This window comes from Peribacillus cavernae, assembly GCF_003989135.1.
Taxonomy (GTDB): Bacteria; Bacillota; Bacilli; order Bacillales; family DSM-1321; genus Peribacillus; species Peribacillus cavernae.
Genome location: NZ_RYZZ01000003.1, coordinates 76,182 through 101,355, shown reverse-complemented (window position 1 = coordinate 101,355; position 25,174 = coordinate 76,182). Strand labels below are relative to the sequence as shown.

At 43.2% G+C, this 25,174-nt stretch carries 24 protein-coding genes, 1 tRNA gene, 1 other RNA gene and 1 pseudogene; 3 read left to right on the top strand and 24 right to left on the bottom strand.

Annotated features, from left to right (window positions below; translation table 11 throughout):
- Window positions 1-34: 34 nt before the first annotated feature.
- Together ELQ35_RS02675 and wrbA are read right to left on the bottom strand one after the other, a co-directional pair.
- Window positions 35-328 (bottom strand): annotated as a pseudogene (locus ELQ35_RS02675) (aldo/keto reductase); the annotation flags it as partial.
- A 153-nt stretch (window positions 329-481) separates the two neighbouring features.
- Window positions 482-1,090, bottom strand: coding sequence for an NAD(P)H:quinone oxidoreductase (wrbA, locus tag ELQ35_RS02670; RefSeq protein WP_126863313.1), 609 nt, complete (start codon window positions 1,088-1,090; stop codon window positions 482-484).
- Between the two features lie 166 nt (window positions 1,091-1,256).
- On the opposite strand from wrbA, the gene ELQ35_RS02665 reads away from it, so the two are divergent.
- Window positions 1,257-1,577 (top strand): 2Fe-2S iron-sulfur cluster-binding protein, encoded by a 321-nt coding sequence (locus ELQ35_RS02665; protein ID WP_126863312.1) that lies wholly within the window; start codon window positions 1,257-1,259, stop codon window positions 1,575-1,577.
- 582 nt (window positions 1,578-2,159) lie between these two features.
- Here ELQ35_RS02665 and ELQ35_RS02660 read toward each other — a convergent pair.
- The 6 genes from ELQ35_RS02660 to secG all read right to left on the bottom strand — a co-directional run bounded on the left by ELQ35_RS02660 (window position 2,160) and on the right by secG (window position 8,272).
- Window positions 2,160-2,876 (bottom strand): SDR family oxidoreductase, encoded by a 717-nt coding sequence (locus ELQ35_RS02660; protein WP_126863311.1) that lies wholly within the window; start codon window positions 2,874-2,876, stop codon window positions 2,160-2,162.
- Between the two features lie 776 nt (window positions 2,877-3,652).
- Window positions 3,653-3,991: a transfer-messenger RNA gene (gene ssrA / locus ELQ35_RS02655) on the bottom strand.
- A gap of 133 nt (window positions 3,992-4,124) precedes the next feature.
- Complete coding sequence (gene smpB / locus ELQ35_RS02650; RefSeq protein ID WP_126863310.1) at window positions 4,125-4,592, bottom strand: SsrA-binding protein SmpB; 468 nt, start codon at window positions 4,590-4,592, stop codon at window positions 4,125-4,127.
- A gap of 96 nt (window positions 4,593-4,688) precedes the next feature.
- Window positions 4,689-7,046: a ribonuclease R gene (gene rnr, locus ELQ35_RS02645; RefSeq protein WP_126863309.1), complete on the bottom strand. Its 2,358-nt coding sequence runs from the start codon at window positions 7,044-7,046 to the stop codon at window positions 4,689-4,691.
- A 78-nt stretch (window positions 7,047-7,124) separates the two neighbouring features.
- On the bottom strand, window positions 7,125-7,865 hold the full coding sequence (locus ELQ35_RS02640) for an alpha/beta hydrolase (RefSeq protein WP_126863308.1): 741 nt from the start codon (window positions 7,863-7,865) through the stop codon (window positions 7,125-7,127).
- Window positions 7,866-8,038: 173 nt separating this feature from the next.
- A complete protein-coding gene (secG, locus tag ELQ35_RS02635) occupies window positions 8,039-8,272 on the bottom strand; it encodes a preprotein translocase subunit SecG (protein WP_126863307.1) in 234 nt (77 codons plus the stop codon).
- 193 nt (window positions 8,273-8,465) lie between these two features.
- Between secG and ELQ35_RS02630 the strand changes: the two genes are divergently transcribed.
- On the top strand, window positions 8,466-9,209 hold the full coding sequence (locus ELQ35_RS02630) for a M15 family metallopeptidase (RefSeq protein ID WP_126863306.1): 744 nt from the start codon (window positions 8,466-8,468) through the stop codon (window positions 9,207-9,209).
- A gap of 164 nt (window positions 9,210-9,373) precedes the next feature.
- Here ELQ35_RS02630 and eno read toward each other — a convergent pair whose 3' ends face one another.
- The 10 genes from eno to ELQ35_RS02580 form a co-directional block, all read right to left on the bottom strand.
- Window positions 9,374-10,669, bottom strand: a complete 1,296-nt coding sequence (gene eno, locus ELQ35_RS02625; protein WP_126863305.1) for a phosphopyruvate hydratase — start codon at window positions 10,667-10,669, stop codon at window positions 9,374-9,376.
- A gap of 16 nt (window positions 10,670-10,685) precedes the next feature.
- Window positions 10,686-12,221, bottom strand: coding sequence for a 2,3-bisphosphoglycerate-independent phosphoglycerate mutase (gpmI, locus tag ELQ35_RS02620; RefSeq protein ID WP_126863304.1), 1,536 nt, complete (start codon window positions 12,219-12,221; stop codon window positions 10,686-10,688).
- Window positions 12,214-12,975: a triose-phosphate isomerase gene (tpiA, locus tag ELQ35_RS02615; protein ID WP_126863303.1), complete on the bottom strand. Its 762-nt coding sequence runs from the start codon at window positions 12,973-12,975 to the stop codon at window positions 12,214-12,216. The genes gpmI and tpiA overlap by 8 nt, the downstream gene beginning before the upstream one ends.
- An 88-nt stretch (window positions 12,976-13,063) precedes the next feature.
- Window positions 13,064-14,248 (bottom strand): phosphoglycerate kinase, encoded by a 1,185-nt coding sequence (locus ELQ35_RS02610; protein ID WP_126863302.1) that lies wholly within the window; start codon window positions 14,246-14,248, stop codon window positions 13,064-13,066.
- A gap of 56 nt (window positions 14,249-14,304) precedes the next feature.
- Window positions 14,305-14,451 carry a hypothetical protein gene (locus ELQ35_RS22490; protein ID WP_185861638.1) on the bottom strand — a complete coding sequence of 49 codons (147 nt, stop codon included), beginning with the start codon at window positions 14,449-14,451 and terminating at the stop codon, window positions 14,305-14,307.
- A gap of 267 nt (window positions 14,452-14,718) precedes the next feature.
- Window positions 14,719-15,726, bottom strand: coding sequence for a type I glyceraldehyde-3-phosphate dehydrogenase (gene gap / locus ELQ35_RS02605; RefSeq protein WP_126863301.1), 1,008 nt, complete (start codon window positions 15,724-15,726; stop codon window positions 14,719-14,721).
- Between the two features lie 48 nt (window positions 15,727-15,774).
- The gene (locus tag ELQ35_RS02600) at window positions 15,775-16,797 is read right to left on the bottom strand and encodes a sugar-binding transcriptional regulator (RefSeq protein ID WP_126863300.1); all 1,023 of its coding nucleotides are present in this window, start codon (window positions 16,795-16,797) and stop codon (window positions 15,775-15,777) included.
- A 144-nt stretch (window positions 16,798-16,941) separates the two neighbouring features.
- Entirely contained in the window at window positions 16,942-17,181 is a 240-nt protein-coding gene (locus ELQ35_RS02595; RefSeq protein WP_126863317.1) for a glutaredoxin family protein, read from the bottom strand.
- Between the two features lie 51 nt (window positions 17,182-17,232).
- Complete coding sequence (gene rpoN, locus ELQ35_RS02590) at window positions 17,233-18,558, bottom strand: RNA polymerase factor sigma-54 (RefSeq protein ID WP_126863299.1); 1,326 nt, start codon at window positions 18,556-18,558, stop codon at window positions 17,233-17,235.
- 354 nt (window positions 18,559-18,912) lie between these two features.
- Window positions 18,913-18,984 (bottom strand) — tRNA-Arg (locus ELQ35_RS02580).
- A gap of 225 nt (window positions 18,985-19,209) precedes the next feature.
- Here ELQ35_RS02580 and clpP point away from each other — a divergent pair.
- Window positions 19,210-19,866 (top strand): ATP-dependent Clp endopeptidase proteolytic subunit ClpP, encoded by a 657-nt coding sequence (gene clpP, locus ELQ35_RS02575; RefSeq protein WP_281278095.1) that lies wholly within the window; start codon window positions 19,210-19,212, stop codon window positions 19,864-19,866.
- A 49-nt stretch (window positions 19,867-19,915) separates the two neighbouring features.
- On the opposite strand, the gene ELQ35_RS02570 is transcribed toward clpP, so the two are convergent.
- The 6 genes from ELQ35_RS02570 to trxB all read right to left on the bottom strand — a co-directional run bounded on the left by ELQ35_RS02570 (window position 19,916) and on the right by trxB (window position 25,164).
- A complete protein-coding gene (locus ELQ35_RS02570) occupies window positions 19,916-20,173 on the bottom strand; it encodes an HPr family phosphocarrier protein (RefSeq protein WP_126863296.1) in 258 nt (85 codons plus the stop codon).
- Window positions 20,174-20,190: 17 nt separating this feature from the next.
- Window positions 20,191-21,150: a DNA-binding protein WhiA gene (gene whiA / locus ELQ35_RS02565; protein ID WP_126863295.1), complete on the bottom strand. Its 960-nt coding sequence runs from the start codon at window positions 21,148-21,150 to the stop codon at window positions 20,191-20,193.
- A gap of 285 nt (window positions 21,151-21,435) precedes the next feature.
- Window positions 21,436-22,425, bottom strand: a complete 990-nt coding sequence (locus ELQ35_RS02560; RefSeq protein WP_370873488.1) for a gluconeogenesis factor YvcK family protein — start codon at window positions 22,423-22,425, stop codon at window positions 21,436-21,438.
- A complete protein-coding gene (rapZ, locus tag ELQ35_RS02555; RefSeq protein WP_126863293.1) occupies window positions 22,409-23,314 on the bottom strand; it encodes an RNase adapter RapZ in 906 nt (301 codons plus the stop codon). Before rapZ ends, ELQ35_RS02560 begins: the two co-directional genes overlap by 17 nt.
- 91 nt (window positions 23,315-23,405) lie before the next feature.
- A complete protein-coding gene (locus tag ELQ35_RS02550) occupies window positions 23,406-23,864 on the bottom strand; it encodes an NUDIX hydrolase (RefSeq protein WP_126863292.1) in 459 nt (152 codons plus the stop codon).
- A gap of 325 nt (window positions 23,865-24,189) precedes the next feature.
- On the bottom strand, window positions 24,190-25,164 hold the full coding sequence (trxB, locus tag ELQ35_RS02545; protein WP_126863291.1) for a thioredoxin-disulfide reductase: 975 nt from the start codon (window positions 25,162-25,164) through the stop codon (window positions 24,190-24,192).
- Window positions 25,165-25,174 lie beyond the last annotated feature (10 nt).

Here is a 25,174-nt window from a genome sequence, read left to right as displayed (position 1 = left end):
CTCATTTGAAGAAAATCGGTACATCACTAGATCATGGATACACTTTCGTAACTAGAAAGACATCTTTCCTGAGTCCTTTGATCGCTTCGCCTACTAAACGCTCAGAATCACCATTCCCATACATTTCCGCTGTGTCGATTAGCTTCATGCCTAATTCTATTCCAAGCTGTAAAGCTTTGATTTCCTTTGCTTTCGCCTGAGGATTCTCCCCCATGTACCATGTTCCCTGCCCTAAACTTGGGAGCGATGTTCCCTCAGACAATGTAACCTGACGTTTTTCCATATGATCTTTGATTTCGGTTATTTTCCCTTTGTCCAGTGAACTCATCGCAGGTCTTCCCTTTCTGTAGTAAATTCATGTCTCCGTTGTTTACGTTTTACCATTTATAACCAATAAAAAATGACGGCCTTCTCTTTCAGAGTAATGCCGCCATTTTTGTATAGTGTAACCAACTGTCCGATACTATCCGCTGTTTACCGCTTATTGATTTCCTTTTTTAACCCATTCTGCAACCGTAACGGTTCGTTTAGCCTGATATTCCACTGCTGCTTGCACATCTTCCTTCATGCCATTCTCACCAACCGTTACACTTGTTCCATATGGATTGCCGCCAGCAGAATAAGTTACAGGATCTGTATAACCAGGGGTCGCTACAATTGCTCCCCAATGGTACATGGTGGTGTAGAGCGATAAGATAGTTGCCTCTTGGCCGCCATGTGGGTTTTGGGCCGAACTCATCGCGCTGACGACCTTATTCACAAGCTTCCCTTTAGACCAGATGCCGCCAGTTGTATCCAAAAACTGCTTCATTTGCGCGGGCATATTACCAAATCTGGTAGGAACACTGAAAATGATCGCATCTGCCCATTCTAAATCGTTCAATGTAACTTCAGGGACATCTATTGCTTCTTCAACATGGGCTTTCCATGCCGGATTCGATTCAATCGCTGACTGCGGAGCGAGTTCCGGAACCTTCAATATTTTAACTTCGGCACCTGCTTCTTTTGCCCCTTCTCCAGCCCAATTTGCCAATTTGTAATTCGTACCTGTCGAGCTGTAATAGATAATCGCTACATTTACACTAGTCATTCCTGTTTGCCTCCTCCTTTTTATGAAATCCTTCTCAAAGCCTCGTATTCTCAATCCCCTCATTTATTTATTGTTAAACCTTAAATGAACATGATTTATTTTCCGGATATAGAGCAAAGTAAAATAAATCGACTCTAATTTGATTCATGAAAGGAGTATGTATGGCATGCCACATTTGCATGTAACGGGCTATGGAACCTACCCTGTAGAAAAAGGTATTAAGCTTGTACTGGCTTTGGAAGACAATGGCGTAAATATTCTTCACCGCTGCTGCGGAAATGCAAAATGCACGACTTGCAGGGTAGAAATATTATCTGGAGAGTATCAAGATGTAACAAATAAAGAGAAAAATGCGTTTGCTGAAAAAGGAATCGAAGATAATTTGAGGTTATCATGCCAAATCAGAATCGACGGGGATATTTCCGTTCGTCCTATTATGACTGTGGAGCAAGCAGATATGAATCCAGGCCCGAGACCGGCGGAGTGAAGAAGCACTTTTAAGGATTAGCTGCGGATAGAAACTATATATTTGAAGTTTTTCTGATTGAGTGCTAATCACAATTAGCTCATAAATTTGAATAACCGCTCTTAAATTTCCGGAATAGCTCTAAAATCTGAATAATCGCTCTTATTTCTTGATAATCGCTCTAATAAGTTAAAATAAAGATAAACTTGGAAAATATTTAGGATAACCGCTTGCTATTTTTCTAATTTCAACAATTACTTTGTTAAAAAGATGCCCATCGCTCTTATATCTCAATGAACGCTCTCATATTCTGATAATCGCTCTTATATTTCAATAATCACTCTTAGATTTGTATAATCGATCATAATGAGTGGCCATGTACGTGGAGTTAGAGGTTCTCCTTCCATAAGAACGAACATTTCACACAATTTTCAGGAAAACAAATCAAACTCAAGCCCGTGCCATCATAAATAAAAAAGTTTAAGTATCCATTATTTGTATTTTCACTAAATAAGATGAATCGATTATGTATGGAGAATTGATTATTAAACAAAGACCACTCACCTATAGTTTTAGGCAGCGGTCCTTTTCGAGTTCAGTTAATTACACCAAGTGTGCGCCCCCATCAATGAGAACGACTGATCCGGTTGTAAATCCGTTTTTCGCTAAGTACACATAAGATTGAGCAATATCTTCAGGCTGTGCTACCCGTGCTACAGGCAATTGCTGCGCAATTCCACTGTACATTTCTTCCCGTTGCTCTTCTGGCATCCCGGCATACATCGGTGTATCAACTATTCCTGGTGAAACAACGTTTACCCTTACAGGAGACAGGTCCACCGCTAGTCCGCGCACCAAGCCTTCGACCGCAGAATTAATTGCTGCTAAGGTAGAGGCCCCTTTAGGAGGGCGTATGCCGTACACACCGGACGTTAACGTGATTGATCCCTCTTGATTCAAATAAGGAAGTGCCTTCCTGACGGTTATGTATTGGCCCCAGAACTTGCTGTCAAATGCCTCTTTTACGTCTGCAACAGGCAACTCGCTAAAGTGACCCATTGCCCCATCTCCTGCTGTAATTACTAAATGATCAAACTTTCCAATCTTATTGAAAAAGTCCGCTACCTTCTCTTCACTGCGAAAATCGATTTCATATGTTTCTACATTACCGCCAAGCGTCTGTTTCGCATCAGAAAGTTTAGACGAGGAACGGCTGGCGATAATCACTTGGGCTGATTCATCAAGAAATGCTTTGGCAGTCGATAATCCAATCCCAGAAGTACCTCCGATAACGACCACTCTTTTTTCTTTCAATGACATAGTGAAAACCTCCTTAAAGATTTTGTTTAGTTTAACCAATATGCCGACTGAATACTGCTTGTTTACTATATTTTACTACCCTTACTTTAGCCGTGAAAGGAATTAGCTCATGGACTCCCCATCTGCCCCACTTGCCCTTCTTCTGAATTTTTAAATTTTATCTTCCCATTTAAGATTTAACAGCATGAAAAACTTCAATAGCAAAGTAAGAAACAATAACGCGGTAGGGATCTATCATGAAACTGTAATGATCGACTGCTTACAAAGCTGAGATAGATGAATTAAAATGCATTAAAAAAACCCTTATAAAATAAGGATTAGTTTGTGCAACTTTAAAGGTCCAAAATTAGATATAGAAAAAATCTACTTTTTCAAAATAAGTGATTAACTGAAGCATCCTTTTGCCAGGAGTATATTGAAGCATATAATTGCCATTCAAGCAATATATGCTTCAAGTGCTGGCCTGACTGAATTCCACTATGTAGTGGAGACGGTGGGACGTGCAACTCCATGCTTTCGGCACGGCACTGACTATATCTTGAACCTGCTTTACACAGGTCCTCCGGCGTATTATGCGAAATATGAATTTGCACAAATCATTCATGCAGAATCCCGCATCCTAGTACTACCGTATCACGGCAGCCTATAAGTCGATACACGGCTGTTGGATCGCTCCACATACCGCTCGGCATTGCCCTATCGCGCCTTTGCGACTTAGGTTTCACCGATAAAGCCGGATTATCACTTGTGTGTTGCCACACAAGGCGACTATTTACTAATCGAACCCACGTCCAGACATAACGGCACTTAAGCTTCTACGAGTGTAGTCGACATATTGGCAATTCGCTTACTAGTCGGCCTATCGACAGGCTTCCGAGCAGCTAGTCTGATTGTTCTCTTCCTTCATCCTCAGACGGTGGAATCCGGCGTAGCCCACTTAGAGTGAGTCCCTTACCCTACCACATGGGCAATGGAGGGAGGAACCGCAATCAACTGTTATTAAGCAGCGAAAGCGAGGTTGTTGTTTTGTTTGCCAGTTATAGGCTTTGACGTTTTAACGAGGCCGATCCCCTCGACTCGCAACCTAAGCTCGAACTATCCCTGTCGAATCCGTAACGTCCCCATGATAAGAATGGAGCGTACGAGAATGAATAGTCAACTCTTATTGCTGATATTCAATTGTCATTCGGTACATGTATTATTATATCATGTTCTCAGGAAATTTCAATTGTAAATTCCTGTAAAATCCTACATCTTTTGACGCTCGCGGAAAGCACGTTCGATATCGCGTTTCGCTTCCTTCTGCTTCACATCTTCTCGTTTGTCATACTGTTTTTTACCCCTGCCCAGGCCAATTAACACCTTGGCAAAGCCGTTTTTTAAATAAACCTTTAACGGCACAATCGTGTAGCCCTGCTCCTTTGTTTCACCGATCAGCTTATTGATCTGTTTGCGGTGCAGCAATAGCTTCCGGGTGCGCAGCGGTTCATGGTTATAACGGTTACCCTGTTCATAAGGGCTGATATGCATGTTATGGAGATAAACCTCGCCTCTTTCAATCTTTGCAAAGGCGTCCCTCATGTTGACCTTGCCGGCACGGATCGATTTTATCTCTGTACCCTGCAGCACGATCCCTGATTCAAAGGTTTCTTCGATAAAATAATCATGATTTGCTTTTTTATTCTGTGCAACTTGCTTGCCCTCTCCTTTTGGCATCTCTACTCCCCCTTGTGAAAATCTTCCTTATTTCCCATTAACCGAAAGAGAGCCTGTCGAAGAGGCTCTCCTTTTATCAATCATCCAGCAGAAAAGTTATCTTTTCCGCGGTTTCTTTTTTTTACGTTTGGCGGAAGGTGCGTTCTCATAAAACTTTTTCTTTTTCGGCTTTCCATCAGATGAAGATGCACCTTCCCCGGAACGATTCTTGCCACGGCCTCCCTGGCCACTGCTTCCGCCTTTACGGCGGCTGCGATCGCTTGGAGCTGCTTTAAAGATTCGCTTTTCTCCCATTTCACGGCTGCGGGTATTTTTCATGCCGATAATTTCAAAATCCACGGCACGTTCTTCTTTATTTACGCTCGCTACGCGGATGGAAATTTCATCACCGATTCGGAATACCTTTGCGGTGCGTTCCCCGATCATCGCCAGCTGACGCTCATCAAAGCGATAGTAATCGTCTGACATGGCGCTGACATGGACTAATCCCTCAATCGTATTAGGCAATTCGACAAACATCCCGAAGTTCGTGACAGAGCTGATAATGCCGTCGTATTCCTGCCCGATTTTATCAAGCATATATTCTGCCTTCTTCAGATCATCCGTTTCGCGTTCCGCATCAACGGCACGGCGCTCTCGTTTTGATGTATGGTCGGCTATTTCCTGCATTCGCGCATTCCATTTTTCACGGGTCGCCTCACCTAATTTTCCTTCGATGAGGTATGTCCTGATCAAACGATGGACAATCAAATCCGGATAGCGGCGGATTGGCGACGTAAAGTGTGTATAGTAATCGGTCGACAACCCGAAATGTCCAAGGCTTTCCGGATCATATTTCGCCTGCTGCATCGAGCGTAGCATAACTGTGGAAATGACCATCTCCTCAGGTTTGCCTTCAACTGCTTCAATAATTTCCTGAAGCGCACGCGGATGAACTGAATTCGCCTTTCCTCTAACGATATAGCCAAAGTTTGTGATGAATTCAAAGAAGCGCTGCAACTTTTCTTCTTTTGGGTCTTCGTGGATACGGTACAAAAAAGGTACATCCATCCAATGAAAATGTTCGGCAACCGTTTCGTTGGCAGCCAGCATAAATTCCTCAATCAGGCGTTCAGCAACGGATCTTTCTCTTAAAACGATTTCTGTAGGATGGCCTTCATCATCGACCAAAACCTTTGCTTCTTTAAAGTCAAAATCAATCGCACCGCGGCCCATCCGTTTCGTGCGCAGGATTTGGGCTAACTTTTCCATTTCCTTAAACATTGGAATCAATGGTTCATATTGTTTATAAAGCTCTTCATCTTTTTCGACGAGGATCTTTTTGACGTCGCTATAGGTCATCCGTTCTGTCGTTTTAATGACGCTCTGGAAAATTTCATGCTCAACCACTTCACCCTGCCCGTTAATTTCCATTTCACAGGATAGCGTAAACCGGTCCACTTTCGGATTCAAGGAACAAATCCCATTCGAGAGGCGGTGCGGAATCATCGGGATGACCCGATCGACAAGATAAACGCTGGTTCCGCGCTCAAAAGCTTCCACGTCGATGCTAGAGTTTTCCGTAACATAATGGCTAACATCGGCAATATGAACACCAAGCTTATAGTTGCCGTTTTCCAGCCTGGTGACAGTAACCGCATCATCCAGGTCTTTCGCATCGGCACCATCGATGGTAACAATGGTTTGATTGCGGAGATCTCTTCTATCTTTAATTTGGCTCTCTTCGATGGTATCAGGCGTTTCATTTGCCTGTTTCATTGCATCTTCAGGAAACTCCATCGGCAGACCATGCTTATGTATGACGGAGAGAATGTCTACGCCCGGATCGTTTTTATGCCCGAGAATTTGAATGACCTCTCCCTCGGCGCTGACACGGCCTTCAGGATAGGAAGTAAGCCGGACGACCACTTTATGTCCTTCCACTGCACCTCGTGATACTTCTTTCGGTATAAAAATGTCGTTGGCAATTTTCTTATCATCCGGTATAACGAAACCGAAACTCTTGCTCTCAACATATGTACCTACTACCTCTGTAACCCCGCGTTCAATAATTTTTTCAACAGTGCCTTCTCTTCTCGAACCCGAACTTTCCGAAGAAACTCTCACCAAAACAATATCGCCATGCATCGCATTTTTCGTCTCATTCGGCGGAATAAAAATATCATCTCGGCCTGGCTGATCATCAGGTGTTACAAACGCAAAGCCTTTTGCATGTCCTGACAACTTTCCGCGTATTAGGTTCATTTTTTGCGGCAAGCCGTAACGATTGCTTCTAGTCCGTACAACTAGGCCCTTTTCCTCCATTTTAACAAGCGCCTTAACGAAATCTTTAAAGTCGATGGAGTCTTCCACACCTAATGCTTCTTCAAGCTCCTGGACTGTTAACGGCTTATACGCTTCCTCCTTCATATAAGAAAGGAGCTTATCCATATGGTTCTGGATATTTTCTTCCATGCTAAAACCCTCCTTTATAGGGTGTTTTTAAACTAAATTTATGATATAGATAATGAAGGAGAAAGCTTTTCTTAAAAATTACTCAGACCAGTCCAGCTTTTCTAAAAACTGATAAACATCTTCATTAAGCTGCTCGCGTTCCCTATCAAGCGTAATGACATGCCCGGATTCCTCATACCATTTCAAATCCTTCATATCTGATTCAACTTCGTTATAAATAATGTTGGCACTGTCTGGATTTATCATCTTGTCAAGCCTTGCTTGGGCGACAAAGATAGGAGCGTAAATATGGTCTACATGGTTACGCACATCGGAAATAAGCTCCTGCAATGCCTTCAATGTAACCATCGGAGTATACAGTTCCATTTCCTTTTCGATTTGCTCAAGGGTTTTTCCTTCACGTTTCTTAAATTCCCTAGCGTACTCCAAAACTCCTCTATACATTGTCCCTTCACTCTTTATATACATTGGCGCACACATTGGCACGATACCCTTTATAGGAACAGTGTAACCTAATTTAAGGGAAAATACGCCTCCAAGTGAAAGTCCGGCAACTGCTATTTCCTCATGTCCTCTACTTTTCAGATGATCATAAGCCATCATGACGTCCTTCCACCAATCTTTTGGTCCAGTCTCAAGCAGTTCCTCCGGCGGCACCCCATGCCCTTTGTATTGCGGTGCATGGCATGTATAGCCCCTTTTCTCAAGATAACGGCCCAATATCCGCACGTCAGAGGAATTGCCAGTAAACCCATGCAAAAGCAAGACAGCACGTTTTCCTCCTTCAAAGGTAAATGGCTGCGGCAACTTAATTTTCATATGCTAAAAACCCCTTTATACTCTTCTAAAACGTTCTTAATCAATCGTTTGATTAAACTTATTTTATCCCCAATTGATGCGTAAAACCAGCTAATAAACCAACTTCTTTGATAGATTCTATTTATAGAAAAAAAACCCGGCATGGCTGCCAGGCTGGTCTTTTGTATTTTAAATTAAAGGCCAATATAAGTAACTAGCAGCGTCAAGATAAAGAAAAGGACAGACAGAACGATTGTCATGCGGTGCAGGACCAAATCAATGCCACGTGCTTTTTGCTTTCCAAACAACTGTTCAGCCCCACCGGCAATTGAACCGGATAATCCAGCACTTTTTCCCGATTGCAGCAATACACATGCGATAAGCCCGACACAAACAATAACTAATAATGTAACTAGAAGTGCGTGCATACATAATACCTCCCGAATACCATAAACCATTATTTCTATTGTATCACAAAATTACCATTTCCACAATGGAATTAAAGCTCCATTTACAAATTGCCTCTCGATCCCATCAGAATGATATTTTGCAGACTCTGTATATAACCTGTTTTACAAGTCTAGAATAACTAATAAAAGACAAACTCTAGGAGTCTTCCATATGCAAAAGCATATCATAATAACTGCCTTACTTTTTGCAATTTTTCTGACAGGCTGCCGGAATGAAGATCCTTATTATTTAGTGCAGGACAACGATGAGAAGATCATTCATATTCAGAGTAATAAGAATGACAAGGCAGAGTCAAGTACACCAATGGTCACTCATCCCAATAGCATTCCCGCCCTCGTAAACAAAGATTATGCCTTGCCGGAAAATTATAAACCAAAAGATCTTGTCTATCCGGATGTTCCCTTTCTTTTTGACGAAAAGATCGAAAAACGGATGATGCGAAAGCAAGCGGCGTATGCATTAGAAGAATTATTTCAGGCTGCAGAAAAAGATGGTGTGCATTTGGCCGGTGTTTCAGCCTACCGTTCCCATACAACCCAGAAGGATGTTTTTGAGAAGAATGTTGAAAAAGATGGCTATGAGATTGCCGCGACGTACAGCGCGTTTCCGGGAACAAGCGAGCACGAAACCGGACTGGCTGTCGATATAAGTGGCATTAGCGGCAAGTGTGCGACAATTGACTGCTTTGGAGATACCAAAGAATCTGCCTGGCTGTCCAATCATGCTCACGAACAAGGCTATATTATCCGCTATCCAAAAGGAAAGCAGGCTATTACCGGTTATAAATATGAACCGTGGCACTTGAGATATGTAGGAAAATCGGTTGCATCCGAGATCACAAATAAAGGAATTACGCTGGAGGAATATACAAATGCTGTACCTGTAACAAACTGATTCTCACCACCACAGTATCGGTAAAATTGGATTTGTGCATGCATTTTAAATTACGATGATATATTTCGACTTTGGTGATATCTCGACTTTCGGCGATAAATTCTGGAGAACATGCTGTTGATTTTCAAAAAAATCTGCCTCTCGTCAGAGGCAGATTTTTTTATTTATATCTTTAAGTTGTAGAAAGACTTCAAGCCAGCATAAATGGCTAATTCACCAAGCTCGTCTTCGATACGGAGCAATTGGTTGTATTTCGCGATACGGTCAGTACGGGACATCGATCCTGTTTTGATTTGGCCAGCATTTGTAGCAACGGCGATATCAGCGATGGTTGCATCTTCTGTTTCACCTGAGCGGTGGGAAACGACGGCTGTGTAACCGGCACGTTTAGCCATTTCAATTGCATCAAATGTTTCAGTCAAGGTTCCGATCTGGTTTACTTTGATAAGGATAGAGTTGCCTACGCCTTTTTCAATGCCTTCAGCGAGTTTCTTCGTGTTTGTAACAAATAAATCATCACCGACTAATTGAACTTTTTTGCCCAGGCGGTCGGTTAAGAGCTTATGGCCTTCCCAGTCGTTTTCGTCAAGTCCGTCTTCAATGGAGAGGATCGGGAATTCGTTAACCAATTCCTCGTAGAAGCTTACCATTTCTTCAGAAGTCACACCTGTGCGGCCTTCACCGGCAAGGTCGTATTTGCCTGTTTCTTTGTTAAAGAACTCAGATGATGCAACGTCCATCCCGAGGTAGACATCCTGCCCAGGCTCATAGCCGGCTTTTTTGATTGCTTCGATGATGACTTCAAGAGCTTCACGGTTTGAACCAAGGTTAGGAGCAAAGCCTCCTTCGTCCCCAACTGCTGTATTCAAGCCTTTAGATGAGAGAACGGATTTCAAAGCATGGAAAACTTCGGCGCCCATACGGATTGCTTCCTTGAATGTAGGAGCCCCTACCGGAAGGATCATGAATTCCTGGAAGTCCACGTTATTGTCAGCGTGGGAGCCGCCGTTGATGATGTTCATCATTGGAGTCGGCAATTGCTTCGCATTGAATCCGCCAAGGTAGCGGTATAAAGGAAGACCGACAGATTCTGCTGCTGCGTGAGCACAAGCCATAGAAACGCCAAGAATCGCATTGGCACCCAATTTTCCTTTGTTTTCGGTTCCATCCAGTTCAATCATAGTACGGTCAATGCCGACTTGATCGGTAACATCAAAGCCGATGATTGCTTCTGCTATGATGTCATTTACATTATCTACTGCATTTTGTACACCTTTTCCAAGGTAACGGGATTTGTCTCCATCACGGAGCTCAACAGCTTCGTATTCACCGGTGGATGCTCCGGATGGTACTATTGAGCGTCCAAAGAAACCGGACTCTGTCATTACTTCTACTTCCACTGTTGGATTGCCGCGGGAATCAAGTACTTCTCGAGCGTATACATATTGGATAAATGGCATATTAACTCTCTCCTTTTTATTTGCTAATTAATGATGTTCCTGTCATTTCCATAGACTTATCCACGGCGAGCAAGTCGAGCATTGTCGGGGCTAAATCTCCGAGAATACCATCAGTTCTTAATGTTACACCATTTTTCGTAACAATGACAGGCACCGGGTTCGTTGTGTGGGCTGTCATCGGGTTCCCTTCTAGCGTCATCACTTCATCGGCATTGCCGTGGTCCGCGGTGATGATGGCAACGCCGCCTTTAGAAAGGATTAAATCAACAACTTTGCCAAGACATTCGTCCACTGTTTCTATCGCTTTAATTGTCGGTTCAAGCATTCCTGAGTGCCCAACCATATCGGGGTTAGCAAAGTTCAGGATAATCGCATCAAATCTGTCATTTTGAATCTGCTCCATAAGTGCATCGGTAACTTCATAGGCACTCATCTCAGGTTTCAGGTCATAAGTCGCTACCTTAGGTGAATTAATCAAAATTCTCTCTTCACCCGGAAACTTTTCTTCGCGTCCTCCGCTCATAAAAAAGGTAACGTGCGGATACTTTTCCGTTTCTGCAATTCGTAGCTGCGTCAAGTTGTTTTGTGATAAAACCTCGCCAAGTGTATTATCGAGATTTACCGATTTGAAAGCAACATATCCGTCCACACTTTCGGAAAAATGTGTCAAGCATACGAAGTGAAGTTGTTTCGGATATCCGGGTCCGCGGTCAAACGAGCGGAAATCCTCGTTCGTAAATGTATTGGATATCTGTATCGCACGGTCGGGGCGGAAATTATAGAAAATGACCGCGTCGTTGTCCTTGATGGTAGCAACTGGCTTCTCATCTTCAGCAGTGATTATGGAAGGAATGACGAACTCATCGAAAATTCCGTGCTTATAAGAATCTTCCACACATTCAAGTGCTGAAGTATAGGCAGGACCGTCACCGTAAACCATGGAACGATAAGACTTTTCAACACGCTCCCAGCGTTTATCCCGGTCCATTGAATAGTAGCGTCCGGAAATCGTCGCAAACTTGCCGACCCCGATTTCCTTCATTTTAGCTTCTGCTTCTTCGATGAAGCCCTGCGCCGTTTTTGGGCCTACATCACGTCCGTCCAAAAACCCATGGACATACACATTTTTGATGCCTTCTTTTGCAGCAATTCTCAGAAGGGCATACATGTGGTTGATATGGCTATGAACTCCCCCATTAGACAGCAAGCCAAAGAGGTGTAAATCCGTTCCTTTTTCTTTAACATACTTCATGGCGTTAAGAAATGTTTCATTTTCGGAAAACTCACCTTCACGAATGGCAACATTAACCCGGGTTAGACTCTGATAGACGACCCTTCCGGCGCCAATATTTAAATGGCCGACCTCGGAGTTCCCCATTTGCCCTGCAGGCAAGCCGACTGCCTCACCGCTCGCAGTTAATTGAGCGTTCGGATACGTATTCCAAAAGCGATCAAAGTTAGGCTTTTTTGCATGAGCGACAGCATTTCCTTTTACTTCGTTACGTAAGCCGAAACCATCTAAGATGATTAACGCTACGGGTGGCTTACTCATTTTTTCCAGCCTCCAATAGTTGAAGGAAAGACTGTGCTTCAAGGCTTGCGCCGCCTACCAATGCACCATCGATATCCGGCTGTGACATGTATTCTTTGATATTGGACGGTTTCACACTGCCGCCATATTGGATACGGACACTATCGGCAATATCCTGTGAAAACTGAGAAGCCACTACAGAACGGATATGTGCACAAACTTCATTGGCATCTTCAGCAGTGGAGGATTTTCCAGTTCCGATCGCCCAGATAGGTTCGTAAGCAATGACTGTCTGCTTTGCTTGATCTTCAGTCAACCCTTCTAACGCTTTTTGAATCTGGTTCCCAACAAGTTCGTTCGTTTTGCCACTCTCGCGCTGCTCCAGGGTTTCACCACAGCACACAATCGGAATAAGATTGTATCTAAAAGCAGCCAGGGTTTTTTTGTTAACAGTTTCATCAGTTTCATTGAACATTTCACGGCGTTCGGAATGGCCAATAATGACATACTCGACGCCGACATCCTCTAAAGCTAGTGGGCTGATTTCTCCTGTAAATGCTCCGCTTTCTTCAAAATGCATATTCTGAGCGCCGATTTTGACGGCACTTCCTTGAGAAAGCGCGACAAGCTCGTTCAGAAATAGCGCAGGTGCACAAATGACTGAATCTACAGCTTCTTTTGTTGGTACGAGACTTTTCACTTCTTCTAAAAAGCTTTTCGCTTCCGAATGTTTCTTGTTCATTTTCCAGTTGCCTGCAATGATTGGTTTACGCATTTTGTAACATCCTTTCTTTAGTAAGACGGTTTTACATATGTCCAGACGATAATCTGCAAACCGTTATACCTATTTGAGCATGCTTTCTTTATTTATCGTTAAGGGCTACGACTCCCGGCAATTGCTTACCTTCCATAAATTCAAGTGATGCACCGCCGCCGGTTGAAATGTGCGACATTTTATCGGCCAGGTCGAATTTTTCGACAGCTGCTGCTGAATCACCGCCGCCGATGATGCTGTATGTATCGTCAGCTTCGCCAAGTGCTTCTGCCACTTCCTTCGTTCCACCCGCAAATTTGTCAATTTCAAATACGCCCATAGGACCGTTCCAGATCACAAGCTTTGAACTCTTGATCACATCTGCATAGATGTCCCTTGTTTTAGGGCCAATATCGAGAGCTTCCCAATCAACAGGGATCGAATCGATTGCCACTTCTTTTGTGTTCGCATCTTTTGAGAAGTCGTCAGCTACCACTACATCAACAGGCATATATAGCTTGACCCCTTTTTCTTCCGCCTTTTTTATAAAAGAGTTCGCAAGGTCAATTTTATCTTCTTCAAGCAAGGATTTGCCGATTTCGTAGCCTTTCGCTTTTACGAATGTATAAGCAAGACCGCCGCCGATAATCAGGTTATCGACCTTTTCAAGCAGGTTATCAATAACACCAATCTTATCTTTAACCTTGGCTCCGCCGATGATCGCAGTGAACGGACGTTCAGGATCCGACAAAGCCTTGCCGAGAACATCCAGCTCTTTTTCCATAAGGAAACCTGAAACAGAAGGCAAATGTTTAGCGATTCCTTCAGTGGATGCATGGGCGCGGTGGGCAGCACCAAATGCGTCATTTACATATACATCTGCTAGTTCTGCAAAGGACTTGGCCAATTCCGGATCATTCTTTTCTTCTCCTGGATAGAAACGGACATTTTCAAGTAATAAAACGTCTCCGTTGTCTAGCTTCTCGATTTCAGCCTTTGCAATATCGCCATAGGCTTCGTTCGATTTCGCCACATTTTTGTTTAACAATTCGCTTAACCTTTTTGTCACAGGAGTAAGGCGCAGCTCCTCAACAACTTGGCCTTTGGGACGTCCAAGATGGCTTGCCAGTATTACCTTCGCCCCTTGTTCGGAAAGATACTGAATCGTAGGGAGAGCTGCACGGATTCTCGTATCATCCGTTACATTGCCATTCTCCATTGGAACGTTAAAATCGACACGGCAAAAAACGCGTTTGCCTTTCACATCGATATCCTTAATCGACTTCTTACTCATGACCCAAGAACCTCCTTTAATAAAAAGCGCAAGCGCCTTAGCACGAGGACCGTCGACTAAGATCCGCCACGTCCTGTGGCGAACGTCGACGTCAGCGCATCCTGCGCAAGTCCGACAAGCATAAGACGAGCAGCTGTATGGGGAGCGGTTTTCTCCCCATCAGATGCTTGGCTTATGACCTCGAGGCCGACTAAGATCGCCACGTCCTTATGTCTTCGTCGGCACTAGCACGTCCTGTGCGTCGGGGCTAGGCTGCTTGCGCTAGACACCAGTACACATTGAAAAAGTTATACTTTCTTTCTCTTTTACAAACAAAGCTAAATCTCAGTTCAAAGGGGAGAGGGCATATATCCCATCTCCCCTTTTTCTCTTTTTCATTATAGTCTCTTTACAGTAAATTATCCAAAATTTCCATAAGAATAATTTCCAAAGTTATCACTTTATTATATCATGACAAACTTTTTTGTAGATTACAGTCCTTCTGAAGCAATATAGTCAACAAGGTCTACTACACGGTTGGAATAACCAGTTTCGTTATCGTACCAAGAAAGGACCTTCACCATGTTACCTTCCATAACCATTGTGGAAAGGGCATCGATAGAAGATGAATAACGGCTGCCATTGTAATCGGTAGATACTAGTGGAAGCTCATTGTATTCAAGAATACCTTTCAAATCACCTTCAGCTGCTTCTTTAAAAGCTGCATTCACTTCTTCTGCAGTCACGTCTTTGTCGAGTTCAGCAACTAGGTCAACAACAGATACGTTTGGTGTAGGAACACGCATAGCCATACCGTTTAATTTTCCTTTTAATTCAGGCAATACTAGTGCAACAGCCTTTGCAGCGCCTGTGGTTGTCGGAATAATATTTTCTGCAGCTGCACGTGCACGGCGATAGTCTTTGTGCGGAAGGTCAAGAATTTGCTGATCGTTTGTATAAGAGTGAACGGTCGTCATCATCCCACGTTTAATACCGAATTTATCATTTAGCACTTTCGCGAATGGAGCCAGACAGTTTGTTGTACAAGACGCATTGGAAATGACATGGTGGTTAGCTGCATCATATTTATCGTTGTTTACGCCCATAACGATTGTGATATCTTCATCGTTTGCAGGAGCTGAAATGATCACTTTTTTAGCACCGGCTTCAAGATGTTTCGCTGCATCCGCACGTTTTGTGAAACGGCCTGTAGATTCTACAACCACTTCAACGCCAAGGTCTCCCCAGCCAAGTTGTGCAGGATCGCGCTCCGCTAATACTTTAATCTTATGGCCTTCAACTATAAGATAATCACTATCTACAGTTACTTTTTCATTCAATGTTCCGTGAACGGTGTCATATTGTAATAGATGGGCCAACATATTTGCATCTGTTAAATCATTGATTGCTATTATTTCTACGTTTGGATTGCGTAAAGCCGCGCGGAATACATTACGTCCAATACGTCCAAATCCATTGATACCAACTTTTACTGTCATGTTTAGTTCCTCCTTTTAATTAGGAAAAGTTTTTATTTAAAAAGGATATTATCCCTTTAATAACTCTGTTGCAGCAGCTTCATCTGTTATCAAAACAGTAGACGAAGGAGCTCTTTTCATATAGGAACGGATTGCTTTTGCCTTTGATTTCCCACCGGCTACCGCAATTACGCTTCTTGCTTGTTCAAGATCGTCCAGCTGAATGCCGACTGTTTGCACTTTATGTACAACATCGCCATTTTCGTTAAAATAATACCCAAACGCTTCCCCAACAGCGTTGCCTTCCGTAATTACTTTCATAACATCCGGCGCTGTCTTCCTTCTTTCGGCCATCGCGAGTGCGTCCCCGACCCCATGTACAACGATATTGGCTGATCTGATGAGCGAGATTACTTCCTTGATCGTCGGTTCCTTCATAAAAGATTGATAAGCTTCGTTACTGACCTGATCCGGGATATAAAGGACACGGTACGAAGCATCCGCTTTCTCAGCCATCTTAGAAACAATCATATTAGCCTGGTTATGAACATCCTCCCCCAGGCCGCCGCGGGCAGGCACGAAAATTAACTCTTCGCCATCGGGGAGAGGTGTCAGCATGTTCGCCACCTCAGCCATTGTTGACCCTCCAGTTACAGCGATGATATTATTCCCAATCCATTCCTGTTTCATACGGTTTGCGCATGCTTTACCAAGCTCGCTCTTTACCCAGGGTGATTGATCGCTGTCACCAGAAACAATGACTACCTCATTTAAAGCTAATTTTCGTTTTAAATCCTGTTCCATTGAGTCTATCCCCATCACTTCCCGCATGATGCCTTCTAACTTTTCGAGGATGTCCTCGCCTTCCTCTGAGAGCCGCATGCCAGAGCTGAACACATAAATAAGTTGCTGATCCTTCAAAAAATCAACTTCGCTTCTCAACGTCCTTTCCGTTAAGTTCAAGCTAACCGCCAAACTCCTCCTGCCGACCGGCTGCATAATTTTGATATAACGCAGGATATCATATCGTTTTTGCATAACCGCAAGGAAATCGGGTAATAATTTCCTTTGTACGTCAAGCAATGAGCGCATGTAAAAAACTCCTTGGATAATTTTATAAAGGGACTTAATTTGTCCCGGTTAGACAATTAGTGTCCCACTTACGGTAAAAAAAAATTCCTGCTACTTTTTTTATTTTAGCAGGAAAGAATATCTACTTCAACATTTAAGTTTTGATTATTTTTGCAACCGATTAAGAAGACCATATTTATCTATATTGCCGTATTGCAGGATTTCACCTTGCCATTCAAGTACAGGAATCATCAATCCGAATCGCTCAATCAAATCATCATCGGAATAAATATCAATCTCTTTATATGAGATGCCGATTTCTTTTACTAATTCATCTAGAATATCTTTTGCCTTGTCACATAAAGGGCACTTTACCCTGCTGTAAAGCAGCAGCTCTCCTTGCATCAAATCAATCATCCTTTGCCTTTTCGTATAATAGGCTCATCAAGTTTTGTCTCAGTCAAATCTCTTTCTTTTTGATGAAGAAGGAATCCTCAACTGATCACGGTATTTCGCAACCGTCCTCCTTGATAGGACGATTCCTTTTTCAGATTTCAACGTATTGGAAATATCTTGATCCGAGAGCGGCTTTTGTTTACTTTCCTCATGCACTGCTTTTTCAACCGCTTTCTTTGCCTTTTGTGTGGAAATATCCTCTTCCGACGTTGTTTGCAATGTCGATGTGAAGAAGGCCCTCATTTCCACAGTTCCAAACGGAGCCTGCACATACTTATCTTTAACTGCCCGGCTGACAGTGGATTCATGAATTTCCAATTCCTCGGCAATTTCTTTCATCGTCATCGGAGCCAGAAATGACATTCCTTTATAAAAGCATTCCGGTTGCCTTTCGACAATCTTACCGGTAACCTTCATAATTGTTTCTCTTCTTTGCTGAACGCCTCGATGAATCCATTGGAATTCCTGCCACTTTTCTTGCAGAAAGCGGTCAACCTGCTGGTCTTTATGCTGCTTCATTTGTTCCATATAGGATTCGTTTGTACTTATTTTAGGTGCGTTTTTTTCGAAGCTTGTGATAATGAACTCCCCATCCCTGAGCTCGACTGCGACATCAGGAACGATGTAAGCTGGTTTCTCCTGAACATATAACGATCCTGGCCGGGGATTTAATGTTTGGATAAAGTCGGATACACCCTGGATTTCCTGTAAAGTAATTTGTAACTTCTTCGCCAGTTCCTTCCACTTTTTATCGGCGAAAAGCAGAAAGTATTCCTCAAGAATTTTCTCTGCCCATTTATGTTTCGCCTGTTTTGCCTGGATTAACAGGCATTCCTGCAAGTTTCTGGCACCGATGCCAAAAGGTTCGAGCTGATGAAGCACATTAAGGCACTCAGCAACTTCCGTCTCGTTTGTCCCGGTCACTGCGGCAGCGTCATGCAACCCAATTCTTAGATAGCCATTTTCATCAATATTTCGAATAAGCTGCAGAAAAATTTTCAGTCTGTTTTTTGATAGCTTGTTAACATTCAATTGTGATAATAATTGTTTTTCCAGGGTTTGCGTTTCCTCGCCAATTTGTTCGATCCAATACTTCGGATCCCGCCCCATGGTGATACGATTCCCTTTTGTCTTCGCTCCCTTTTGCTGAAAAATAAGCGACTGCGGGTATTCAAGGGAAATTAAAGGGTTATCTAAAGACTTGTTCTCCAGGAAAGCCGTTAGTTCCTGTGAAGAATATTGTAAAAGGGCAATTGCCTGGCTCAATTCTTGGGTCATCGCTAATTTTAATGTTTGCTGCTGAAAAAGCCCCGCTCTCATATTCATGCTTCTCCCCCCGTTTCTATTCTACAGCATACGGAGATAATCTTGTAGAAAAAGCCATTGAAAACGCTTACTAAATTATTCCTACCTTCTCCCTTCTTCCATTATATGAAAGAGAACGTTGGTAACAACAAAAAAGTTTAGCAACCATTAAAAATAATACTTGTAATACCAAATCAGCTACAAAAGAACCGATCAAGTCATTGTATTTGCGTGTATCTAATAAATGGCATATATTTTTCCTCCAATTGCGTGTTATTCGTTGCGTGCTATCCGCAATTGAAAAGCACCCAACAAAAAAAGTTCCTATGCTTGTATAAAAAACATACAAACATAAGAACTCATTGATTTCTATGATGCCCTCGGCGAGAATCGAACTCACATTTCAAGCTTCGGAGGCTTACGTGCTATCCGTTGCACCACGAGGGCATTAGAAAAGCGCAAGCGCCTTATTAGTCAACGAGTTTTATTATATGTCAGATTCCATTAGTTTGCAAGTGGCTTTCATGTTTAAATGCAATCATTATGGGTATCATGGATAAAGTCATTCTTTTTTTCACATTTTTGGAAAATTGTCGAACAAATTATTGTTATAGCAAGGTTGTTTTGTTTGACCTTAATTGACCAAAAAGTGTATCATAACTTACATAGAGGATTCCCAACAAGGAAACCGATAATAATTCTCTTCAATTTAAGGAGGAAGAAAATATGAACTTAATCCCTACAGTCATTGAGCAAACAAACCGCGGGGAACGTGCATACGATATTTATTCCCGTCTATTAAAAGACCGTATCATCATGCTTGGTAGCGGCATTGACGATAACGTCGCCAACTCAATTGTTGCCCAGCTATTATTCCTTGAAACGGAAAACCCGGAAAAGGATATTACTTTATACATCAACTCTCCGGGAGGAAGCATCACAGCCGGTATGGCGATTTATGATACGATGCAATATGTGAAGCCGGATGTTTCTACTGTATGTATCGGAATGGCTGCATCAATGGGTGCATTCCTTCTTGCTGCCGGCGCAAAAGGAAAACGTTACGCTCTTCCAAGCAGTGAAGTGATGATCCATCAGCCTCTTGGCGGCGCACAAGGCCAGGCCACCGAGATTGAAATTGCTGCACGCCGTATCCTTTTCTTGCGTGATAAACTAAATAAAATTCTTTCTGAACGTACGGGCCAGCCGCTTGATGTAATTGAGCGCGATACAGAGCGCGATAACTTTATGGTTGCCGAGAAAGCAAAAGAATACGGATTAATCGACAACGTTATCTCCCGCAACACTGACAGCGAGAAAAAAGAATAATCCAACTAAAAAGGATGCCAATCTTTCAGATTGTGCATCCTTTTTCTTATTAGATATCTTGTTCAATAAAAGCCTGCAAGGCTTCAAAAGCTTCCTCTTCATCCCTGCCCTCTACAGTCAGCTTAATGACTGACCCGGAGCTTACAGCAAGGCTCATTAAACCCATAATGCTTTTGGCATTCACTTTCCTTCCATCCTTCTCCAAGAAAACCTCCGAGCTAAACCGGGTCGCTTCCTGGACGAAAAGAGCAGCCGGGCGGGCCTGCAATCCGCTTTTCAAGCGTACTTCCACTTGTTTTTCAACCATTCCTTTTTCCTCCTTTTTTATATTTTTTGTGAGGGAACAGATTCACCGGTTTTTAGCTTCTCTGCAATTTCATCAATCTTTCGCAGCCTGTGATTAATTCCCGACTTACTGATTGTTCCCCCGGATACCATTTCGCCAAGTTCTTTCAGTGTCACATCCTGAAATGCCACTCTCAGCTCAGCAATTTCCCGGAGCTTGTCGGGCAATATGCCAAGGCCAATCGTTTCATCAATAAACCTGATGTTTTCTACCTGCCTTAAAGAAGCACCGATTGTCTTATTCAGGTTGGCTGTCTCACAATTCACCAGACGGTTCACGGAATTACGCATATCGCGGACAATACGTACATCCTCAAATCGCAGCAAAGCGTTGTGTGCACCGGCTATACTTAAAAAATCAGCGATTTTTTCCGCTTCCTTTAAATAGGTAATATAGCCTTTCTTGCGCTCGAGTGTTTTTGCTTTTAATCCAAATTGATTCATTAATTCACAAAGGGCATCATTATGCTCTTTATAAAGCGAGAACACTTCGAGGTGGTAGGAGGAGGTTTCAGGGTTATTGACAGATCCCCCTGCCAGAAAAGCACCTCGTAAATAAGCACGTTTGCAGCACCTTTTTGTGACCAGCTCTTTTGAAATGCTGTGCTGGATCGTGAAACCGCCCTCCAATATCTTCAAATCTGCTAGGATGGGTTGTCCACCTGAAGACATTCTTACTATATAGACATTATTTTTTTTCAGCTTCATTTTTTTGCGGACAAGCAATTCCACCTGGACTACTTCATAATTTTTCTTTAATAATGTGTAAATTCTTCTTGCAATCGCCGCATTTTCTGTTTGAATGTCGACCACAAGCTTTCGATTGGAAAACGAGAGCGAGCCATTCATTCGAATCAGCGCACACAATTCAGCTTTTCCACAGCAATCTTTTTCTTCCAATGTTGTCAGTTCCTTTTTCGTTTCCGAAGCAAACGACATGAATCCCACCTCCAATAAGAAAAGCGCAAGCGCCTTGTAATAAGGAACGTCGACTAAGAGCCGCCACGTCCTGTGGCGAACGTCGACGTCAGCGCATCCTGCGCAAGTCCGACAAGCATAAGACGAGCATCTGTATGGGGAGTGGTTTTTCTCCCCATCAGATGATTGGCTTATGGCTCGAGGGGCTAGGCGCTGGAGCTAGACACTCGTTCCCATCGAAAAGTATATTTTCTTATCAATTTGAGAAAAGCGCAAGCGCCTTGTAAAAAGGAACATCGACTATCCTTATCTACGAATGAATCGACGGTTAGTTTCATCTAAAAGCATATTGTACAGAATATGGGCTACCTTTTCTGTATCGTGCCTGATGACATGTTTATCGAAACTATAAATTTTATCTTCCACGATCTCTAAACCGAGAGCCGATAAACTCTTTATATCAAATTGCACCGGCTGGGCATACTCTTCTTTATATCGCTGCTGCACGGCATAAGGAATGGGTTCATTGTTGACTAGGATGCTTGAGATAAATTCACGTCCCATATGCCCGTAAATTGCCTTGACATGATCGCTTGCCGTGTAATCCAAGGTTTCTCCTGCCTGAGTCATTAAATTACAAATGTAAACCTTCTTAGCCTTTGAGCTGCGAATTTCTGCTCCAAGATTGGGTACAAGCAGGTTTGGAAGGATGCTGGTATAAAGGCTGCCGGGACCGATTACAATTAGATCGGCCTGCCGGATTTCCTGGATGGTCTCGTGCAATGGCATAATGTTATCCGGTGACAGGAACACGCGTTTAATCATTTTCCCTGCGTTCGGAATTTTTGATTCCCCTGTCACGATGCTGCCGTCATCCATCTCGGCATGGAGGATAACGCTTTGATTGGCGGACGGGAGAACTTTTCCCCTGACATTCAATACCTTGCACATCTCTTGGATTGCATGGACAAAATCTCCTGTAATTGAGGTCATGGCAGCAATAATCAGGTTCCCAAGCGAATGGCCGGTGAGTTCATTCGAACTTGCGAATCGGTGCTGGAACATCTGCTCGACAAGCGGCTCTACATCGGATAAAGCGGCCAGAACATTTCGGATATCACCTGGTGCCGGGATGTCCAGCTCGTTCCTTAATCGGCCCGAGCTGCCGCCGTCGTCCGCTACAGTGACAATCGCTGTAATATCAACAGGATATTTTTTTAAACCACGCAGTAAAACAGGGAGCCCGGTACCTCCCCCAATTATGGCAATTCGCGGTCGTTCAGGTTTGTTTGGTATCAATTTTACTCGGCCTCTTCTCTATATCACGATGGGTAACATGGGTAACGTAATCTTTTTTGAAATAATTCGCAATATATTCAGCCAGTGCTACAGACCTGTGCTGGCCGCCCGTACAGCCAATCGCAATGATAAGTTGCGCTTTTCCCTCCCGTTTATAGTGGGGGAGCATAAAACTCAACAAATCCGTTACCTTCTCTAAAAACTTGCTCGTTTCATTCCATTTCAATACATAACCTGACACTTCTTCATCAAGGCCTGTCTTATGCCGCATATGTTCAATGTAATGTGGATTTGGGAGAAAGCGGACATCAAAAACGAGGTCGGCGTCGATCGGCAGTCCATGCTTGAAGCCGAATGACATCACATTCACCGTAAAGATGGCCTTTTTATTATTGGAGTACTCTGTTAAAATTTTTTCCCTCAGTTCCCGCGGTTTTAATGCTGAAGTATTATATATCGTTTGTGCCCGGCCTTTTAATTCTTCTAACAGGTTTCGTTCCAGACTGATCCCCTCCAGAGGCAGTCCTGAAGGAGCAAGCGGATGTGTCCGCCTCGTTTCCTTATATCTCCGGACAAGGGCTGAATCGTCAGCATCCAGAAACAGAATCCGTGGAGTAACCCATGCCGTCTCCGCAAGATCGTCGAGCGCCTTAAATAAATGGTCGAAAAATTCGCGGCCCCGCAAATCCATAACAAGGGCAACTTTATTCATTTTTTTGCCGGATTCTTTCATTAATTCAAGAAACTTCGGCAGTAATGTCGGCGGCAAATTATCGACACAGAAAAACCCCAAATCTTCTAAGCTTTGGATAGCAACCGTTTTACCAGCACCTGACATGCCCGTTATTATCACTAACTGAGTCCCACTAACCGAACCTTTACTCATATATCCTCCCCCCAATGGAAAAGCGTAAGCGCCCTGTAAAAAGGAACGTCGACTAACAACCGCCACGTCCTGTGGCGAACATGGATTTGACTTAACCAGGATCAAGTCTGTATGAAATTAGTTTAAAATCTGGTGTATATGTAAACGTACCATAAATGATGCCGGTTCCATGAATCATATATTCCAAAATATGATGATCACCTTCTGCCATTGAAAGGTTGTTGATATCTTCCAGCCGGTGCCAGGATAGTTCTCCTTCTTCGGACTTTTCAAGATTCACACCGTCAGACTCTGACGCCATGAAAGTGAACATCATCCACTCGGAGAGGACTTTTTCTCCCTCTTTCATAATGAATGTGAAGATACCCTTGATAGCTGGGTTCTTTAAATACACTCCGGTTTCTTCGCGGTATTCTCTGATGCAGGCATCTCGCACTGATTCCCCCGGTTCCATTTTCCCGCCAGGAGCCACCCACCATCCACGCCGCGGCTTTTTTAACAGCAAGATATGATCATCCTTAACCAAAACACAATTCGTAACACGCTGCACTTTCTTTCACCTCAATCGCCTGAACTAAGACGTCTAAAAGCCTATTCACGCTAACTCTCTATTCTGCTTGCACGCACCGCCCAACCTGACATTCACAAAGATGGATTGTTATTTTTATCATTATACTATTTTTATAAAAAGCCCACAATGAGCATACTGGCCATCTGGAAAGATAAAAAAAAGAGGCACGGAACAATAATGTCCGTGCCAGCCAAGGTTTATATTAAAAAAGGGGGTCAATTTCTATTCTAACTATACCCGAACATTGTTTCATATATGTTACAGCATAATTAAAACGGAATTACGGATTGCTAAATATTACATTTTATCGTCCGATATCAGCCCCGATATTAAGCTTTAATTTCATCTGCTCTTTCAGCTCTTCTATATAATGCTGCGCAGCTTGGGCTGCAATACTCCCGTCACCTGTAGCCGTGACAATTTGGCGAAGCGTTTTTTCACGGATGTCCCCTGCCGCATAAATGCCCGGTATTTTCGTTTCCATTCTTTCATTGGTTTCAATATAACCGTTAACATTTGTGATGCCTAAGCTTTGGAACGGTTTAGTTAAAGGAAGCATTCCGATGTAAATGAACACGCCGTCCGCTTTGAATTCCTGTTCTTCTCCGTTCACAGTATTTATCAGCGTTACGCCGCCGACTTTTCCGTCTTTATCATTAATTTGTTTAATAGTATGATTCCAGATGAAATCGATTTTTTCATTATCAAACGCGCGGTCTTGAAGAATCTTTTGCGCGCGGAGCTCATCACGGCGATGCACGATCGTTACCTTAGAAGCAAACCTTGTCAAATACACTCCTTCTTCAACAGCAGAGTCTCCCCCGCCGACGACGACAAGCTCTTTTTGCTTAAAGAATGCTCCATCACAGACTGCACAATAAGAAACGCCGCGTCCTCCCAGTTCGTTTTCACCAGGCACACCGATCTTTTTGTATTCGGCACCGGCGCTTACAATGATGGCACGGGCCTTATACTCCTTGGAGCCGGCAATAATCGTTTTATATTCTTCGCCATCGATCACTTCTTTTACGTCTCCATATGCATATTCCGCACCAAACTTTTTCGCATGATCAAACATCTTGGTAGAAAGCTCAGGACCTAAGATGGAGCCAAAGCCCGGATAGTTTTCCACTTCTTCCGTATTAGCCATTTGGCCGCCGGGCACTCCGCGTTCGAGCATTAAAGTTGAAAGATTTGCACGGGATGTATATACAGCCGCTGTCATACCGGCAGGTCCTGCACCGATTATGATCACGTCGTAAATTTTTTCTTCAGTCACTTTGTCCACT